The organism is Bradyrhizobium erythrophlei, from assembly GCF_042430365.1.
Taxonomy (GTDB): Bacteria; Pseudomonadota; Alphaproteobacteria; order Rhizobiales; family Xanthobacteraceae; genus Bradyrhizobium; species Bradyrhizobium erythrophlei.
In genome coordinates, this window is sequence record NZ_JBHMET010000019.1 from 44,638 (window position 1) to 62,353 (window position 17,716).

Sequence of the window (17,716 nt, forward strand, 5' to 3'; positions counted from 1 at the left end):
TCCATCTCTCGTCACGCGGAGGCATGGATTGCTTCGCTTCGCTCGCAATGACGGTGTGCTTGTTTGGATAGCGTCGTACATGGTCAGTGACACTTAAAGTAATCGAAGGGTTCACGGCAGCTCTTGCAACGCCACAGCGCCTTGCAGGAGGTCGAACCGAATTCCGACAGGAGCTCGGTGTTGGCGGAGCCGCATTGCGGACACGCCACCTGCTGCGCGCCGAACAGTGCGCGGCGGGACGAGCCCGGCTCCGGCGGCGCGATGCCGTACGCCTTCAGCTTGCGGCGGCCATCCTCGCTCATCCAGTCGGTGGTCCAGGCCGGCGACAGCACGGTGCGGATCTTGGGGCGTTGGATCCCCTCCCGCTCCAGCGCGAGCTCGATCTCGAGCGCGATCATATTCATCGCGGGGCAGCCGGAATAGGTCGGCGTGATCGCGACCTCGACCTGGCCGTCCTGCACTGCGACGTCGCGCAGCACGCCGAGATCTTCGATCGTCAGCACCGGGATTTCGGGATCGACCACCTGCGCGGCCGCGCTCCAGGCGCGCCGGCGCAAATCGGCATCGCTGATCATAGCCGTCACCATGTCGCCCCCGGAAAGGTCCGCTGCAGCGACTGTAGCTCGCTGAGGAGATGGCCAAGATGCTCGCTGTGCCGGCCACTGCGGCCGCCCTGCTGCATCCAGTTGTTGTTCGGCAGCGCCAGCGTCGCCTCGCTCACGACATCAGCGACCGTCTTGAGCCATTGCGGTTGCAACGACGCCGGATCGATCGCGATGCCGGTATCGATCAGGCCGCGCTCGCTGTCGTCGACGGCGAACATCTCGCCGGTATAGGCCCAGAGATCGTCGATCGCGGATTGCGTGCGGCGATGGCTCTCTTCGGTGCCGTCACCGAGCCGGACGATCCACTCGGATGAATGCCGCAAATGGTAGGCGCTCTCCTTCTCCGACTTCGCCGCGATCGCGGCCAGCGTCGGATCCGAAGACTTCATCATCGCGCGCCAGTACAGATCGGCAAACGCCGCGTAGAAGAACTGCCGCACCATGGTGCGGGCGAAATCCCCGTTCGGCTGCTCCAGCAGCAGGAGATTGCGATACTGGCGAACGTCGCGCAAATACGCGAACGTGTCCTCGTCATTGCCGTTGCCTTCGACCTTGGCGGCGTAGGTGTAGAGCTCGCGTGCCTGGCCGAGCAGGTCGAGGCCCATATTGGCGAGCGCCATGTCCTCTTCGAGCGCCGGCGCATGGCCGCACCATTCGGAGAGCCGATGGCCCAGGATCAGCGCATCATCGGCGCGGCGCAGCACGTAAAGCACCAGCGGCGTTTCGGAGACCTTGATGTTGGCAGCGGCCATTTGATCAACTCGCTAGTTTCCGTCATTGCGAGGAGCGGAGCGACGAAGCAATCCACACTTGCTTTGCGGTCCGATGGATTGCTTCGCTTCGCTCGCAATGACGCGGCGAAGGCAAAGTCACATATGCCCGACTTCGTCAGGCACGTCGTAAAACGTCGGGTGCCGGTAGATCTTCGACTCTGCCGGCTCGAACATCATGCCCTTCTCGGACGGATCGGACGCGGTGATCGCGTTCGACGGCACCACCCAGATCGACAGGCCCTCGCCACGGCGGGTGTAGATGTCGCGCGCGGCCTGCAGCGCCAGCGTGGCGTCGGTCGCATGCAGCGAACCGACATGTTTGTGCGCGAGGCCGTTGCGGCTGCGGATGAAGACTTCCCAGAGCGGTGTGTTCGGCGTGGCCATGGCGGCGCTCCTCTATTCGGCGGCTTGCGCGAGCTGGCGATTCCTGCGCTTCTCGGCATAGGCCGCGGCGGCCTCGCGCACCCAGGCGCCCTCCTCATGCGCCTTGCGGCGCGCGGCGAGACGGTCGCGGTTGCAAGGGCCGTTGCCGGCGAGAACCTGGTTGAACTCCGTCCAGTCGATCGGGCTGTATTCCCAATTGCCGCTCGCGTTCTGCTTCATGCCGGGATCGGGAATGGTCAGCCCCAGGAACTGCGCCTGCGGCACCGTGGCGTCGACGAATTTCTGGCGCAGCTCGTCATTGGAGAAGCGCTTGATCTTCCACTTCGTCGAGGTGTCGCTGTGCTGGCTCACCTTGTCCGGCGGGCCGAACATCATCAGCACCGGCCACCACCAGCGATCGAGCGCGTTCTGCGCCATCGCCTTCTGCTCATCGGTGCCGCGGCACAGCGTCACCATGATCTCGAAACCCTGGCGCTGGTGGAACGATTCCTCCTTGCAGACGCGGATCATCGCGCGCGCATAGGGGCCATAGGAGCAGCGGCACAGCGGGATCTGATTCATGATCGCGGCGCCGTCGACCAGCCAGCCGATGGTGCCGATGTCGGCCCAGGTCAGCGTCGGATAGTTGAAGATCGAGGAATACTTTGCCTTGCCGGACAGCATCGCGTCGACGAGCTCCTCGCGTGAGGAGCCGAGCGTCTCGGCGGCGGCATAGAGATAGAGGCCGTGGCCACATTCGTCCTGCACCTTGGCGAGCAGTGCAGCCTTGCGGCGCAGCGACGGGGCACGGGTGATCCAGTTGCCCTCGGGCAGCATGCCGACGATTTCGGAATGAGCGTGCTGGGAAATCTGCCGGGTCAGCGTCTTGCGATAGGCCGCGGGCATCCAGTCATTCGGCTCGATGCGCTCGTCGATATCGATGCGTGCCTGGAACTGCGCGGCACGGGCGGCATCTTCCAACCCTCGATCATCGCCGTCGGATGTGTTGAGCGCCTGCGTGTACATGGCCGACCTCCCCGGATGTTGTTGAGGTCAATATATAACAAAAATTTCCATATGCAAGATATTTCTGTAACACATTTACACCCCCTCGAACCGGCGTGCGACGGCCCCGTTGGGCTTCGGTAAAGGCCCGTCCTCGTTGGTCGCGTGCTGGTCAAGCCATTGTTCCGACGACGAAAGTAGCCCCCGATAGATTTCGCCGCAGAGCTGTCGCGCCGCCCTGCCCGGCCAATCCGTCGGCAGGAGCGGCGCCGGCAGCAGCGGGTCGCGCAGCACGACGCGGCGGTAGTGGTGGATCAGCAGGATCCGTGCGGTGAAGGCGTCGGCATCGCTCAGCGCCTCGCCACGGCCGATCCAGCCGCGCAGCGGCTCGAACGTCTTCATGAATTTCAGATAGGCGTCCGCGGTGCGATCAAGCGGCCAGCTCTCGCTGAGCAAACGCCTGCCGGCGTCGTCCTCCGCGGAGACTTCGAGGCGGATCGCACGCGTGGCTTCACCGGGGATCGGCACGCCCGATGGCGCGACCCAGACGCCGGGCAGCGGGCTGCCGAAGCCGGCATTCTTCAGCGCGTCGCGCGAGACGTCGCGGTCCTCGGCATTGCCGATCAGCAGGAGCTCGAAGCGGCCGGTCCAGTCCGACGGCGGCGGATCGTAGATGTGCTTGGTTGCGGTATCGAAGGTCTGCCGCCCCTTCGCGTTCAGCCGATAGAAACTGTTGCGGCCGACCTTGTTGCGCTCCAGCCAGCCGTCGGCGGCGAGCCGCGACATCGCGGTGCGCACCACGCTGCCGTCAATATCGAGCGACTTGAAGAATTCGAGCAGCGTGCCGAGCCACACCGAGCCGCCGCGCGGCACGATGGCATCGCCGAACACGGTGATGACGATGGAGCCCGTGCGCGACGGCTCGCGCTTCAACTGGTCGACGATGCGGTCAAGCGGCTGCGGCATGCTCAAGGCATACCGCGTTTTTCCGATTCACGACAATGCGGACGCGTGGGCGACAGCGGGCTGCATCCTTCGAGACGCGGCGCAAGCGCCGCTCCTCAGGATGAGGTCTTAACCCTCATGGTGAGGAGCGCGGCAACGCCGCGCATCTCGAACCATGAGGCCGCAGCCGCAGCAGCGCGGCCCGCAACCGGACGGTAATCAGCGATTCGGATCCGGATAGATCATGCTGCGCCAGCCGCCGCGGTCGAACGGGGCCCATTCGCCTTCCGCCTGCGCGAGGCGATCGGCGACCGCGTAGACCACCGCCGGATGATGGCCCATGCCGCAATGGCTGCTCTCGACCTCGATGCTTTCGGACATCGATGATTCCTGCTCGCGGCAACCCTGCCAGGCGCAGATGCCGTCGGTGCGGCTGAAGATCGCCGTGGTCGGCACCGGCGGTGCACCCGCGAGCGAACCGCCGAAGCGCGCATCCTCTTCCTCGGCCCTGCGGCCACTCGCCATCTCATAGACGCGCCAGGCGTTGGTCGCCTTCGGGCTCGAGGCGAACGGGCTGCCGAGCGTGATCACCTGGCGCACGCGCTCCGGCATCATCTTGGCGAGCTGGCGCGCATAGAGACCGCCGAGGCTCCAGCCGACGAGCGAGACCTTGCGGCCGTGCGTGTCGCTCATCTCCTGCAACAGGTCGACCATCGCATGCTGCACGCCGGGGCGCAGACCGAGATTGCGGCCCTGACGCCAGCCGCTGACGGCGTAGCCCTTGGTCTTGAGGAAGCTGCGCAGCGGGCGCGTGGACATGTCGGAAGCCACGAGCCCAGGCAGCACCAGCACCGGATGCCCATCGCCGCGTGGCGCGAGGCTCAGCAGTGGCAGTGCGCCGAGGAAGGCACCGAGTTCGTGGATGGCGCGGCCTTCCAGAAACATCAGCGTCCTGGACGGCGGGCGAAGCGTCTGCGCAGCAACGGACATTCAAGCTCCTGTTTCAGTCGGCCCCTTACGTCTCGGCAGCCGGCCATGGGTCAGTGGGTTGACGCAAAACCTGACGGAATCGTTCGGCAACGCAACAATCTGTCGTGAAAAGCTAGGGAAGCGATTACTTTCTTGCAAGCGGCCCACATCACACTTGCCACAACTAAAAACGCCGACGTGCCTAATTGGTCACAACAGCCGCAATGCGTATTCCAGCGTGTAAAGCGCAAGCCCGGCAAGCCCGCCGATCAGCGAGCCATTGAAGCGGATGTATTGCAGGTCCTTGCCGACATTGACCTCGATCAGGGAGATCAGTTGCTCCATGTCCCATGCCTTCATCTGGTCGGCGATGAAGGTCGAGACGCCGCTCTTCTGCTCGGCGACGACGGTGCGCAGGATCGCAACGAGTCCCTGATTGATCTCGCCGCGCAGCTCGGCGTCGCCCGCCAGCGCCTCGCCGGCCTCGACGAACATCCGTGCAAGCTGATGCTGCAGCACCTGCGACTCGCCGGACGCGCTGCGCTCGATGAAGTCCTTCACATTGGCCCAGATGGTGCGTCCGAGATTGGCGAGCTCCGGCCGCGCCAGGAGGTCGCGCTTCAGGCCCTCGATGCGATCGGCAAAGGCGCGGTCGCTGCCGAGCCGATCCACGAAGGAGAGCAACATGCGGTCGAACTCGCCGCGGAACGGATGCTTGGGATCGTTGCGCACCTCCTCGAAGAATTTTGTGGCGGAGGCGATGATGCGGTTCACCACGAATTTGTCGGCGCGATAGAGCTTGAGCAGCGTCGGCATCTCGGCGCGGACCTTGTCGCGGATCACGGCCATGGTTTCCGGGTGCGTCAGCGTCTGATGCATGACGCGCAGGATGTCGTCGAGCAGGCCCTCGTGTTTGCCGTCCTGCACAAAACCGCGCAGCGCGCCGGCGGCAAGCGGCGCAACATCGATCGACTGAATCTGGGTGGTGACGCGGCGGGTGATGAACTGCATCAGGCCCGAGGTCTCGGTCGCCGCGAACGCCTCCGGCAGCATGCGCAAGACGAAGCGCGAAAGATCCTCCGCCCGCTTGCGGTCGCGCAGCCAGTCGGCGATGAAGGCGCCGAAATCGATCTCGCGCAGCTTGGCCTCGACCGGCCCCGCCTCGAGGAAGTTCTTCTCGATGAATTCGCCGAGCTTCTCGGCGATGCGTTCCTGGTTGCTCTGGATGATCGCGGTGTGCGGGATCGGCAGGCCGAGCGGCCGCTTGAACAGCGCGACGACGGCGTACCAGTCGGCAAGCCCCCCGATGGTCGCGGCCTCCGCGAAGGCTGCGATGAAGCCGAAGACGGGGTGCACCGAGAGCATGGCCTTGGAGGCGATGAAGATCGCAAAGGTTGCCGCAAGCACCCCCGTCGCCAGCCACTTCACGCGACGCAATTCGGCCGCGCGTTCGGCGTCAGCTGGAGTTGCGATGAGGGCGGCGGGAAGGGTCATGATGCTCGCGAGGGCTCTTGCGTCGGCAGGAGGTTAGCTGTCATTGCGAGCGAAGCGAAGCAATCCGTGCCGCAACGCGTGGAGAAATGGATTGCTTCGTCGCATTCGCTCCTCGCAATGACGGCGAGCGCGACGACCACGATGTATGGAAACGTCCGACAAAAAGAAGGCCCGCCTAAGCGGGCCTTCGAAATGGGCAGTTGGTCGGATCAGCGCGATCAGGCGGTCTTGCCGTAGATCTTGGCGAAGTTGTCCTGCGCGGACTTCGCACCGTCGGCGACGAGCTTGCCGAGATACTCGGTGGTGGCCTTCGCCCGCGAGACGAGCACTTCGCCACGCGCACGGACCAGGTCCGACTGGATCTGGGCGGCTTCGCTCAGCGACTTGGCGGACGCGAGCTTGTCGATGCCGGAGAAGAACGCCTCAGCGTCCTGGTAGATCGCCTGCTGGATGTTGCGGCTGATCTTGGCGGCCTCGGAAACCGAACCGGCGACAGCGGATTCGATCACGGCGGTGACCTTCTCGGAGCCGGCATACGCATCGGCAGCGCGAGTCTTGGCGGTCTCGGCCTGCTTCTTCACGAACTCACGGGCGGCTTCCGGAACTTCCAGGTTCTGGAGCTTGGTGAACGCCTCGGTGACGGGCGCGAAGGCTTCCTTGACGCTATCAAGCACGGAATTGGTTTCGGTGGTCATTGGGGTCTCTCCATCCTCAGGTTTGAGCTATGGGCTCACCCCGTCCGGATTGGCCCGGGGCAGGTGTGTTGTGCCATAGTTAATGGTGCGCCGCAACATCAATGCTGCAGCGCGATATCACGAATCCGTGAGTAGCGTAAAAGTCCGGCAGGTCGCCTGCGGAACCGGCGATAAACGGTGCCTAATTACTACTGAACCGCGTCCGGCAGGCCATAAGCCTCCATCTGTGCCCGGACCAGCGCCACATTATGGCCGAGCACGACGATATCGTGCTTCTTGCCGTCGGCGTCCCGGACATGGTCGCGCAGCAGGGCCTCGGCCTTGAAACCGAGGCCTTCGAACAGCGCGATCGCCGCCCGCTGGTCGACCGTCATCTGCACCGAGAACTTCTCGAGCCCTGCGCCGAGCGCGATGGCGAAGGTCTCCTGCGACAGTGCCCGCCCGACGCCCTGCCCACGGACATCAAGCGACACCACCATCCGGATCTCGCCGACATGGGGTGACCAGGAATGCGGGTCGCGCACCAGCGTGCCGCAACCGACCACCGTGCCGTCCTTGATCGCGAGCAGGCTCGTGATGTCGCCGCGCTCGATCTCGTTGACCCAGGCCGACAGCACCTTGGGCTGGCTGATGTTGCGCGGCAGGAACAGCAGGTCATGCGTCGGCAGCTTCTGCGCGAAGTCGAGGACCGCGGCCTCATCGGCCCGCGTCATCAGACGGAATTCGATGTCGCCGGCGTCGGTCTTGACGTGACGCGGATAGGAACGTTGTTCACTCATGTTGATCTCTTATGTCGATCTCTTGCCCAACCAGGAGTCCAGTTTCGGCCACAGCCGCTTGATGGCATTGGCGCCGGCGACGAGGCTGACGTGACCGCCTTTCAGCATCACCTCCTCCTTGTCCTCGGAGCCGATCTTGGTGATCAGATGTTTTGCCGCGTCATAAGGCACGATGTGGTCGTGCTCGGCAACCGCATGCAGGATCGGCACCTTGATGTTGGCAAGCTTCGCTTCGCGCCCGCCGACCGTCATGGTGTCGTTGTAGAGCTTATTGTCCCACATCAGGTCCTTGGTGATGGCGCGGAAGTATTCGCCGGCTAGCGGCAGCGTGTCGGTCGCCCAGCGGTCGAACATCCGGTAGGACTTCACGAACTCGTCGTTCCAGATGTTGTCCCAGAGCTGTATCTGGCTTGCCGCGCGCGAGGCCGGACGCAGCATCTCGAAGGACTGCAGGATCAGTTCGGGCGGCATGTTGCCGACGCTGTCGATCAGGCCGTCGACGTCGAAATAACGGCGATCGGAGAAATTCGAGAACAGCGTCATCTCGCGGAAGTCGATCGGCGTGGTAAAGCAGATCAGGTTCTTCATCGGCCCATCGTGGAAGATCGAGCCGTACAGCAGCGCCAATACGCCGCCGAAGCAATAGCCGACGACGGAGATGTCCTTCTCGCCGGAATCCTGCTGCACCCGGCGCACCGACTCCGGGATGAAGTCGAGGACGTAGTCCTCCATGCGAAGCGACTTCTCCTCGGGCTTCGGCGCGGTCCAGTCCAGCATATAGACGTCGTAGCCGTGCTTGAGCAGGAATTCGATGAAGCTCTGGCCCGGCACCATGTCGAGGATGTAGCCGCGATTGGTGGTGGCCATCACGATCAGGACCGGTACGCGATAGACTTCGCTCGCGAGCGGCCGGTAGTGATAGAGGTTCATGGTGCCGCGCGAATGCAGCACGTCCTTCGGCGTCGAGCCGAGCGACGGGCCGGTGGTCGAGAAATACTCGACGCCCTTGATGCTGCGCTGGATCGCGCGCTGCACCTCGGACTGCACGCGTTCCGAGATCGATACGAAATCAAACCCTGTGGGAGCATTCATTTTGGCTCTCCCTCGGATGGCGGACGCTTGGTGCGCGGCGGGCGCGCCGTTGCGCCGTAGCTGTCGTCGGGCGCCAGCGAATTGTGATGCACCTGCTGCAAGAGCGCCTTGATCTCGTTGAGCTGGCCCTCGATGGATTGCAGGCGCTCGGCCATGCCGACGAGCTGCGCGCGGCTCGGCAGATTCATCGCGAGCAGATATTTCTCCATCAGCTCGGACATCTGCCTTTGGGCGCCCGCCGCGATGCCGCCGGCCTGATTCATCGCCTTGGAGAATTCCGGCGATGCCATCGCCTTGTTGGCAAAGGCGTTGAAACCCTTCTCCATCTCGCCAATCATCGTCTGCCAGATCACGGCAGGGTCGTTGCCCTTGTCGGCCATTTCGGCGCTCCTCCAAACCAACTTTCGAGCGCTTGTCGCGCTTCCGCTTTGTTTTGCGCATACCACACCGTTGTCGCTGATCGGTCAACTGCGTGCTGTTAGCAGCGCGATCGAAAGCCTTCTGCGCTGCGTCAAACCGTGGCATAGAGGTCTGACCGCGATACGATCAGGGGACAGCCAGTGACCACGCTCGCCCATCAGTTGCCGCAAATCACCCGGGCCAACGGCATCGACATCTGCTACGAGATCTTCGGTGATGCGACCGGAGAACCGCTGCTGCTGATCATGGGCCTCGGCGCCCAGATGATCCATTGGGACGACGAATTCTGCCGGCAGCTTGCCGCACGCGGCTTCCGCGTCATCCGCTTCGACAACCGCGACATCGGCAAATCCTCGCACATGACCGGTGGCAAGCGGCTGACCGCGCTTGAACTGCTCAAGCTGCGCTTCCTGAAGATCCCGGTCGCGGCGCCCTACCGCCTGATCGACATGGCCAGGGACACGGTCGGGCTGATGGATACACTCGGTATCAAGTCGGCGCACATCATCGGCGCCTCGATGGGCGGCATGATCGCGCAGGAGATCGCGATCTCGTTTCCCGAGCGCGTGCGATCACTGACCTCGATCATGTCGACCACTGGCAATCCAAAAGTGCCGGGGCCGACCCGCGAGGCGGCCGCTGTTCTGATGGCGCCACCGCCGGCGACCAAGGAGGAGTATTTCGCGCGCTTCGCCCAGACCTGGAAGATCCTGCGCGTTGGCTCGTTCCCGGAAGACGAAGCGCTCGACCCGGCGCGCGCGGCGCGCACCTATGAGCGCGGGCTCAACCCGGCCGGCGTCGGCCGCCAGCTCCGCGCGGTGCTGGCCTCCGGCAGCCGCAAGGAACGCCTGCGCAGCGTTAAGGCGCCGACTTTGGTGATCCACGGCACCGTCGATCCGTTGGTGCGCCCCGAAGGCGGCAAGGACACCGCCGCCTCGATACCAGGCGCAAAGCTCCTGATGATCGAAGGCATGGGCCACGCGCTGCCGATCCCGATGTGGCCGCAGATCATCGACGCGATCGACAAGCACGCACATGGCGCGGCGGCGAAGGCGGCGTGACCTCACGGCGATTCGCAGGAGGTGAATTCCGGACAGGGGTTTCCGAGGGGTAACCATGTGACGTCAAGGTGCGTTCTTCCGGGCCGGAAGCGCGGAGCTTATACAAGGCGCTGCGTGCGACGCGCACCATCGGTTACCGGGAGCCTTCAGATGAATGCCTTGTTCCGCCCGCGGACGGCGATTGCCGCCGCCATCCTCCTTGCGCTCGCAGCCCCTGCGGCCAGTGCGGCATCGAGCGAGGCTCAGCAGGAAGCCAACCGGAAAGCCGTATTGGCCTTCTACGAGAAAGGGCTGAACCAGAAGGACGCCGACGCCGCGCTGGCCTATGTCGGCGACCGCTATGTGCAGCACAATCCCAACGCCGCCGACGGCTCCGAAGGCTTCCGCAAGTTCATCGCCTTCCTGCGCGACAAGTTCCCGAACTCGCATAGCGAGATCAAGCGCTCATTCGTCGACGGCGACCACGTGATCCTGCACGTTCATGCCGTGCGCGAGCCCGGCACAAGGGGCACCGCGATCGTCGACATCTTCAAGCTCGAGAACGGCAAGATCGTCGAGCACTGGGACGTCGCGCAGCCGATTCCGGAAAACCCGGCGAACGGCAATACCATGTTTTGAGGCGCTCCCGTAGCCCGGATGGAGCGCAGCGCAATCCGGGACAGTTTCACACGCGGATCGACTGCCCCCGGATTTCGCTTCGCTACATCCGGGCTACAAACGCAAAACCTATACCTTCGTTGCAACCCAGATCACATGGCGCGCGCCGCGGCCTCTTCCGGTGGCGCGCACGGCGACCTCGTTGACCTCGAAACCGGCCGCGCGCAGACGTTTCGTGAAGGACGGATTGGGGCCGGAAGACCAGACCGCGAGCACGCCGCGAGGCCGCAACGACGCATGCGCCGCTTGCAATCCGGCGGAACTATACAGCGCATCATTGGCCTTCCGCGTTAACCCCTCCGGGCCATTGTCGACATCAAGCAGGATCGCATCGAAGGTTCGCGGATGCGACCGGATCACGTCGGCGACATCGGTCTCCCGAATGCTCAAGCGCCGATCGCCGAGGCTGTCGCCGAAGATCTCCGCCATCGGTCCCCTCGCCCAGGCAACCATGGCTGGTACAAGTTCGGCCACGACGATCCGCGCATTAGCTCCCAATGCGGCGAGCGCTGCCCGAAGCGTAAAGCCCATGCCCAATCCGCCGATCAGCACATGCGGCTTCGCGACCGCTTCAATTTTCCTGACGGCCAGTGTGGCGAGCGCAGCTTCAGACCCGCTGAGGCGGCTGTTCATCAACTCGTTGGTGCCGAGCATGATGGAGAATTCGCGGCCCCGCCGCATGAGCCGCAGTTCACCGGCGGTGCCGGGAATACGTGCGGTGTCGATCTTTTCCCACGGAATCATGCGACGGCTTGTAGCACGACCAGCTGGCAGGAAGTGCGCAAAGCGCTATTACGCCGTAGCCCGGATGGAGCGGAGCGCAATCCGGGGCTGCCCCATATGCGGAAGATTACCCCGGATTTCGCTGCGCTCCATCCGGGCTACAAGACCCTGCTATCCGCCTGCCCACACATCAAGCACATAGCGGTTCTTCGCGCCGAGATCATCGATCCATCGCGCGGCGGCGTCGGCATCGGCACCGCTACGCTCGCGATAGATCGACATCAGCGTCGCCTTGACGTCCGGCTCCATCTTGCCGCCATCACCGCAGACATAAATGATCGCGCCGTTCTGGATCAGGTCCCAGACCCGATCCTTCTGTGCGGCCACCAGATGCTGCACATAGGTCTTCTGGCCGTCGGTGCGCGAGAACGCGGTGTAGAGCTCGCAGATGCCGTCGGCCGCGAACGCCTTGAGCTCGTCCGCGTAGATGAAGTCCTGCTCCGGATGGCGGCAGCCGAAGAACAGCATCGCAGGTCCGAGCGTCGCGCCCTGCGCCCTGCGCGCGGCGCGCTCCTGCAGGAAACCGCGGAACGGCGCCAAGCCGGTGCCCGGTCCGATCATGATGATCGGCGCCGTATTATCGTCGGGCAGGCGAAAGCCCGCCTTGGTCTCCTTCACCGTGGCATGGACCGTGTCGCCGGCGCGGCGGCGTGCCATATAGTTCGAGCAGACGCCCTTGTAGATGCCGCGGCCCGAGCTTGCCGGCGCCTCGACCACGCCGACGGTGACGCTGCAACGCGACGCTTCGCCCGCCGGCGACGACGAGATCGAGTAGTAGCGCGGCGCAAGCAGCGACAGCATCTCCAGGTAAAGGTGGAACGGCAGCTCGCAGGCCGGATATTCCTCCAGCAGGTCGAACACCGATTTGCGCCTGCCCAGCACCTCGGTGCGATAGCGCTCGGCCGACGCATCGTCGTCGCCGACATAGGCCATGAGTTTCGGCTTCGTCACCGGGCAGCGTGTGTGCTCGGCCATGATCTGGATCTGCTTGCGGGTCGCGATCTGCTGCAGTTCCACGAATTCGGTGAGCAGCCGCCCGACCGACACGGCATTACCGACCGGCAATTGCGCGCGGCGGCCCTCGGAGACCTGCAGACGGATCTGGTCGGCCGGCAGGAAGCCGAAGCGGCGCGCGACGGAATCGACCAGCGTCGGATCGTTGCGCGGAACCACGCTGAGGTGATCGCCGACACAGTATTTCAGGTTGGCCGGCAGCTCGACCACGATATGGCGGGTCGACCGCTCCGACGGGTTGGCACCGGACTTGTTCTGCAGCTCGTTGTTGACGAGCACCTTCATCGGCACCGCGCCGCCCTGGGTGACGATGGTGTTGACCGCGCCCTGCGCCACCGGCTCGATCGCGTAAAGCGGCTCGTCCTCGGCGGTGCGGGTGAAATTCCAGTCGATGCCGAATTCCTTCGTCGCAACCTTTGCCGCCTCCGGGAACCATTTCTGGAACTGGCCGTCGAGGTCGCTGCGCGCGTCGCCCTCGCCGCGCGGATAGACCGCGCGCGCGCCATGCGCGGTCAGCTTCTCGTCGATCAGGCGGGGGACCGACTGGTAGGTCGCGGCCCAGTCGCTGTTGCCGCAGCCGAACACCGCGTAGCGAACCTTGCTGAAGGCGTCCTTCGGCAGGTCGCTTTCGAGCCATTTGACGAATTGCGTGGCGTTGTCGGGCGGCGCGCCATTGTAGGAGGCGCAGATGATCAGGACGCCGCCCTCCTCCGGCAGCTTGCCGACATAGTCGTCGAGCGGGCCAAGGCGTGTCGCAAACCCATTGATCTCGGAGAGGTCGGCCATGCGCGTCGCCAATTCCTCGGCGGAGCCGAGGTTGGAGCCGTAGAGCACGAGCATCGGCGTGTTGTGGCCGGGGCGCGTGGTCGGCGCGCGCGGTGCCTTCGGGGCCGCCTCCGCCGTTCCCGCACTGCCGACGAATGCGCCGCGATCCTTGTCGTCGCGCGGCCGCACCTTGATCTTGAAGCCGTCGGGCTTGACCGTCAGCGTCTCCTTCAGGTGCATCTGGTAGCGGTGCACGTCGATCAGCTTGAAGCGTTGCAGGATCATCCCGATCGCAAGCGCCGCCTCATGCATCGCAAAGCCGCGGCCGATACAGGCGCGCTGGCCGTTGCCGAACGGCTTCCACGCATTGATCGGCCGCTTGGCCTCCGCCTCGCGGCTGAAATTCTCCGGATCGAACTTGTCGGGGTTCGGGCCCCAGACGCTGGGATCGCGATGCAGCGCCATCACCAGAATGGTGATGAAAGTGTTCTTCTTGAGCTTGTACTTGCCGCCGATGGTCTCGTCGGTCAGCGGCGCGATGCCATAGGCCGGCGCCGGCGGCCACAGCCGCAAGGCCTCCTTCAGGCATTGCGTGATGTAGGTGAGCTGCGTGACCTGCTGATAGGTCGGCTTCGCGTTGACGTCGGGCCCGAGGACGCGATCCACCTCCTCGTAGCACTTCCTCAGCACGTCGGGATGCTTCAACAGCGCATAGATCGTGCATGACAGCAGGCCGGAGGTGGTTTCGTGGCCTGCGATCAGGAAGGTGTTGATCTGGTAGCGGATGTTGACGTCGTCGAGCTGCTCGCCGGTTGCGCGGTCGACGCCGGTCATCATCGCCGCCAGCATGTCCTTCTTGTCGTCGGTCGCAGTCGTACTGCCGCGCCGCTCGGCGATGATCTCGTCGACCATCTTGTTCATGAAGGCGACGTCTTCACCGAGCGTCTTGCGCCGCTTTTGCATCCACAGGCCCTCGAACGGCAGGCCGCGGGTCATCATGATGGTCTCGAGCGAGCGGACCAGCGCTTCCACGAAGGGGTGGTAGTCCTTGCGGTAGAACGAATTGAAGCGGTAGTCGAAACCGCACAGGCCGATCGTGTCGAGCGTGAGCGCCGTCATGTCGTGGACGACGTCGATCTCCTCGTCGGCGTTCAGCCGCTCCCATTTCTTCACGAGTTGCTCGGCGATGTCGACCATGCTCGGGTGATAGGACTGCATCGCGCGGTTGCCGAACGGCTGCATCAGGATGTTGTGCGCCTTGCTCCAGTTCGGCTCCTTGGTGTCGGCGGTGAACAGGCCGTCGCCGCCGACCGCGCGCACTCGGCGCAGCGAGCCGCGTACCGCCTTGTCGAAGCGCTTTTCGTCGGACAGTTCGTCGACGAGGTCGTGGCCGGACACGATCACGAGCGGCGCGCCCATCATGTCGAGCCAGAAGATCGGACCGAGCTCCTTGGAGAGCCGCACCAGATCCTGTACCGGCGCCGTCGAATCCAGCGACAGCATGTTGCCGACCACCGGCTTCGTCGGCGGATGCGGGATCGGACTCAGTCTGTTGCCGGATGCCATGTTGGAAGCGCCCCCTTACTACGCGCCGTCATCCTGAGGAGCGCGCAACGCGCGCGTCTCGAAGGATGGCCGCTTGCTCCTGTCCCCTTCATCCTTCGAAGCGCACTGATGCTGGCGCGCACCTCGGGATGACGCCTATCCGAACCTTCGTTTACGCCACTCGATCAGCTTGGCGCTGACTTCTTCGGGCTTCTCCTGCTGCGTCCAATGGCCGCTGTCGCGGACCAGGTATTTCTCCAGGTCCGGCACCAGCCGCTCCATGCCGTCGGCGGCCGACGGCGGCAGCACCGCGTCGTTCTCGGCCATGATCATCAGCGCCGGCACCCGTACGGTGTGGTCGAGCCCCGCCGAGCGTTCCCAGTTGCGGGTGAAGTTGCGATACCAGTTGATGCCGCCGGTGAAGCCGGTCTTCATGAAAGTGTCGACGAACACCTTCTTCTCCTCCGCCGTCAGGATCGGCGTCCGCGGATCATGGCTGGCGTCGTAATTCGCGATCATCTGCGGGAACGCCAGATTGAGCCGGGCCGACGCGCCGACGCCGGCGATCGGCTGTTCCTCCGGCGCACCGGGCGGGCGGGCGACCGGCTTGCGCATGAAGGCGTCGAACGTCTGCTCGACCCGGCTGCCGAAGATCCTGTCAGGCTCGCGCGCCGGATCCTGAAACTGGACGATGTACATGTGCTCGCCGAAGCGCTGACGGAACAGCGTGATCGGGTCCATCGGCGCGCGATCCCAATGCGGCGTGTTGACGCCGACGACGCCGGCGACGCGCGAGGGGTGGCGGAGCGGCATCTGCCAGACGACGAAGCCGCCCCAGTCATGGCCGACGAAGATCGCCTTGTCGATCTTGAGGTGATCGAGAAGGCCGACGAGGTCGCCGGTCAGGTGCTCCATGTCGTAGGCCTCGACCGGCTCCGGCCGGTCGCTCGCGCCATAGCCGCGCTGGTCCGGCGCGATCACGCGGATGCCGGCCTCGCCCAGCGCCTTGATCTGGTGCCGCCAGGAAAAGGCGAGCTCAGGCCAGCCGTGGCAGAGCACCACCGGCGGTGTGTCGGTCTTGGGGCCGGCTTCGTAGAACCCCATGCGGATGCCGTTCGTCTCGGCGAACTGCAGCGGCGGCATATTGATCATCGCAACCCCCTACTCGGCCGCGCCCTTGATGTCGGCAGGCGGAGGCGCGAACGCCGCCTCGAGTGCATCGAATTCAAGCGGCAGCATGTCGCACAAAACCTGGACATGGGGAATGATGTTGGCGCCGGCGATGAAGCCGAAATCGAGCTGGTCGCGGTAGCTCTGCACGGTGATGTTGAGCGCGATCCCGTGGGTCGAGATCGAGACCGGAAAGATGTGCAGGAGCTCGGCACCCGCCGCATACAACGTCTGCCGCGGTCCCGGCACGTTGGATACGGTAATGTTGGCCGACGGCGGCAGCACGTTGGAGAGGTCGGAGCGGCTGTAGAGCAGCGCCAGAATCTGCACCAGGATCGGCGCGCCGAGCATCGAGATGTTGGAGACCTGCGGCATCAGGGCGCGCAGCGGATGCGACATCTCCTTCGACTTGGTCGACTGCGCGATGATGGCCTCCAGCCGCGCCTTGGGATCCTCCACGTTGGTCGCGATCGCGCAGATCATGCCGAACACCTGGTTGTTCGAATCGGCGTTGCCCTCCTCGCGCAGCGAGATCGGCACGGCTGCCGTCAGCGACTTGTTCGGCAGGCCGCCCTGGCTGATCAGATAGCGCCGCACCACGCCGGAGGCGAGCGCCAGCACCACGTCGTTGAGCTTGCCGCCGGCCTGCTTGGCGAGCGCCTTGGCCCGCGACAGCGAGACCGAGGTGCCGGCAAAGCTGCGCTCCGACGAAATCGCCTTGTTGAGCATGGTCGGCGGCGAGGCCATGGCCTGCAGGCTCTCGCGCGACTTCGGATCCGCGATCTTGGCGACGACGTCCGACAGGCTCTTCAGCACGGTCGGCATGCTGCCGGCGAACTTCACCGCGTTCTCGATCTGGAACATGGCGTTGTCGAACAGGATCGAGCCGAGGTCGCTCTTGCCGGAACGCGGCAACTCCAGGCCCTTCTGCGCCGCGGCCGCCGCCTCGAACGGCTGGGTCCAGAGCTGCTGATAGGCGTCGATCAGATTGGCCGCGATGTCGCGCGGTTCCGGCGCGACCTTCTTCGCGGTCGGCGGGTCGACCTCCCGCGGCACCGGCGTCAGGTCGTAGATCATGCTGGTCAGCGCAGCTCCGGCGCCGCCGTCGATGCAGGCGTGGTGCATCTTGGAATAGAGCCCGATCTCGTTGTCCTTCATGCCCTCGAACACGTAGAACTCCCAGAGCGGGCGGGCGCGGTTCAACAGCTTGGCATGCATCCAGCCGACGATGCGCTCCAGCGTGGCACGGTCGCGCGGCGCGGGCAGGCTGGCGCGGAAGATGTGGCGGTCGATGTCGAACTGATCGTCCTCGACCCAGGACGGATGATCGATGTCGAGCGGCGCCTTTTGCAGGCGCGCCTTCAGGATCGGCGCAACGTGCAGCCGCGAGGCGATCATCGCCTTGAATTCTTCGAAGAAGTCGCCCTTGTAGCCATCGGGCAGGCGGAAGATCGCCATACTGCCGACATGCATCGGCATTTCCGGCGTTTCGAGATAGAGAAACGATGCGTCCAGCGAGGACAGCTTCTTGGCGTCGCTCATGATTTCCTCCGGGAACCAACGGGCGCCTTGGCGGCGCTT

General features: G+C 64.5%; 17 protein-coding genes. 2 read left to right on the forward strand and 15 right to left on the reverse strand.

The genetic code is table 11. The features are described from left to right. Window positions 1-83 precede the first annotated feature (83 nt). The 11 genes from paaD to ACFFWD_RS02760 all read right to left on the reverse strand — a co-directional run bounded on the left by paaD (window position 84) and on the right by ACFFWD_RS02760 (window position 9,100). The gene (paaD, locus tag ACFFWD_RS02710; protein ID WP_376961193.1) at window positions 84-587 is read right to left on the reverse strand and encodes a 1,2-phenylacetyl-CoA epoxidase subunit PaaD; all 504 of its coding nucleotides are present in this window, start codon (window positions 585-587) and stop codon (window positions 84-86) included. Further along, window positions 581-1,357, reverse strand: coding sequence for a 1,2-phenylacetyl-CoA epoxidase subunit PaaC (gene paaC, locus ACFFWD_RS02715; RefSeq protein ID WP_376961195.1), 777 nt, complete (start codon window positions 1,355-1,357; stop codon window positions 581-583). The genes paaD and paaC overlap by 7 nt, the downstream gene beginning before the upstream one ends. Window positions 1,358-1,474: 117 nt before the next feature. Further along, the gene (gene paaB, locus ACFFWD_RS02720; RefSeq protein ID WP_066504298.1) at window positions 1,475-1,762 is read right to left on the reverse strand and encodes a 1,2-phenylacetyl-CoA epoxidase subunit PaaB; all 288 of its coding nucleotides are present in this window, start codon (window positions 1,760-1,762) and stop codon (window positions 1,475-1,477) included. Window positions 1,763-1,774: 12 nt separating this feature from the next. Next, on the reverse strand, window positions 1,775-2,767 hold the full coding sequence (gene paaA / locus ACFFWD_RS02725) for a 1,2-phenylacetyl-CoA epoxidase subunit PaaA (RefSeq protein WP_376961198.1): 993 nt from the start codon (window positions 2,765-2,767) through the stop codon (window positions 1,775-1,777). Between the two features lie 75 nt (window positions 2,768-2,842). After that, on the reverse strand, window positions 2,843-3,712 hold the full coding sequence (paaX, locus tag ACFFWD_RS02730; protein WP_376961200.1) for a phenylacetic acid degradation operon negative regulatory protein PaaX: 870 nt from the start codon (window positions 3,710-3,712) through the stop codon (window positions 2,843-2,845). A gap of 198 nt (window positions 3,713-3,910) precedes the next feature. After that, window positions 3,911-4,681, reverse strand: coding sequence for an esterase/lipase family protein (locus tag ACFFWD_RS02735; RefSeq protein ID WP_376961202.1), 771 nt, complete (start codon window positions 4,679-4,681; stop codon window positions 3,911-3,913). Between the two features lie 189 nt (window positions 4,682-4,870). Further along, complete coding sequence (locus ACFFWD_RS02740) at window positions 4,871-6,154, reverse strand: DUF445 domain-containing protein (RefSeq protein ID WP_376961204.1); 1,284 nt, start codon at window positions 6,152-6,154, stop codon at window positions 4,871-4,873. 218 nt (window positions 6,155-6,372) lie between these two features. Then, window positions 6,373-6,849 (reverse strand): phasin, encoded by a 477-nt coding sequence (locus ACFFWD_RS02745; RefSeq protein WP_376961206.1) that lies wholly within the window; start codon window positions 6,847-6,849, stop codon window positions 6,373-6,375. 188 nt (window positions 6,850-7,037) lie between these two features. After that, window positions 7,038-7,628 carry a GNAT family N-acetyltransferase gene (locus ACFFWD_RS02750; RefSeq protein WP_376961208.1) on the reverse strand — a complete coding sequence of 197 codons (591 nt, stop codon included), beginning with the start codon at window positions 7,626-7,628 and terminating at the stop codon, window positions 7,038-7,040. Between the two features lie 9 nt (window positions 7,629-7,637). Further along, the gene (locus ACFFWD_RS02755; RefSeq protein ID WP_376961210.1) at window positions 7,638-8,720 is read right to left on the reverse strand and encodes an alpha/beta fold hydrolase; all 1,083 of its coding nucleotides are present in this window, start codon (window positions 8,718-8,720) and stop codon (window positions 7,638-7,640) included. Continuing rightward, the gene (locus ACFFWD_RS02760; protein WP_376961212.1) at window positions 8,717-9,100 is read right to left on the reverse strand and encodes a hypothetical protein; all 384 of its coding nucleotides are present in this window, start codon (window positions 9,098-9,100) and stop codon (window positions 8,717-8,719) included. Before ACFFWD_RS02760 ends, ACFFWD_RS02755 begins: the two co-directional genes overlap by 4 nt. Window positions 9,101-9,280: 180 nt before the next feature. Between ACFFWD_RS02760 and ACFFWD_RS02765 the strand changes: the two genes are divergently transcribed. Both ACFFWD_RS02765 and ACFFWD_RS02770 read left to right on the forward strand, forming a co-directional pair. Next, window positions 9,281-10,201 (forward strand): alpha/beta fold hydrolase, encoded by a 921-nt coding sequence (locus ACFFWD_RS02765; protein WP_376961214.1) that lies wholly within the window; start codon window positions 9,281-9,283, stop codon window positions 10,199-10,201. Between the two features lie 150 nt (window positions 10,202-10,351). Further along, window positions 10,352-10,819 (forward strand): nuclear transport factor 2 family protein, encoded by a 468-nt coding sequence (locus ACFFWD_RS02770; RefSeq protein WP_376961216.1) that lies wholly within the window; start codon window positions 10,352-10,354, stop codon window positions 10,817-10,819. Between the two features lie 108 nt (window positions 10,820-10,927). On the opposite strand, the gene ACFFWD_RS02775 is transcribed toward ACFFWD_RS02770, so the two are convergent. The 4 genes from ACFFWD_RS02775 to ACFFWD_RS02790 all read right to left on the reverse strand — a co-directional run bounded on the left by ACFFWD_RS02775 (window position 10,928) and on the right by ACFFWD_RS02790 (window position 17,677). Next, window positions 10,928-11,602 carry a polyamine aminopropyltransferase gene (locus ACFFWD_RS02775; RefSeq protein ID WP_376961218.1) on the reverse strand — a complete coding sequence of 225 codons (675 nt, stop codon included), beginning with the start codon at window positions 11,600-11,602 and terminating at the stop codon, window positions 10,928-10,930. A gap of 150 nt (window positions 11,603-11,752) precedes the next feature. Further along, entirely contained in the window at window positions 11,753-14,986 is a 3,234-nt protein-coding gene (locus ACFFWD_RS02780; RefSeq protein WP_376961219.1) for a bifunctional cytochrome P450/NADPH--P450 reductase, read from the reverse strand. A gap of 135 nt (window positions 14,987-15,121) precedes the next feature. Next, the gene (locus tag ACFFWD_RS02785; RefSeq protein WP_376961221.1) at window positions 15,122-16,117 is read right to left on the reverse strand and encodes an alpha/beta fold hydrolase; all 996 of its coding nucleotides are present in this window, start codon (window positions 16,115-16,117) and stop codon (window positions 15,122-15,124) included. A gap of 9 nt (window positions 16,118-16,126) precedes the next feature. Continuing rightward, the gene (locus ACFFWD_RS02790) at window positions 16,127-17,677 is read right to left on the reverse strand and encodes a WS/DGAT/MGAT family O-acyltransferase (protein ID WP_376961223.1); all 1,551 of its coding nucleotides are present in this window, start codon (window positions 17,675-17,677) and stop codon (window positions 16,127-16,129) included. Window positions 17,678-17,716: the final 39 nt, after the last annotated feature.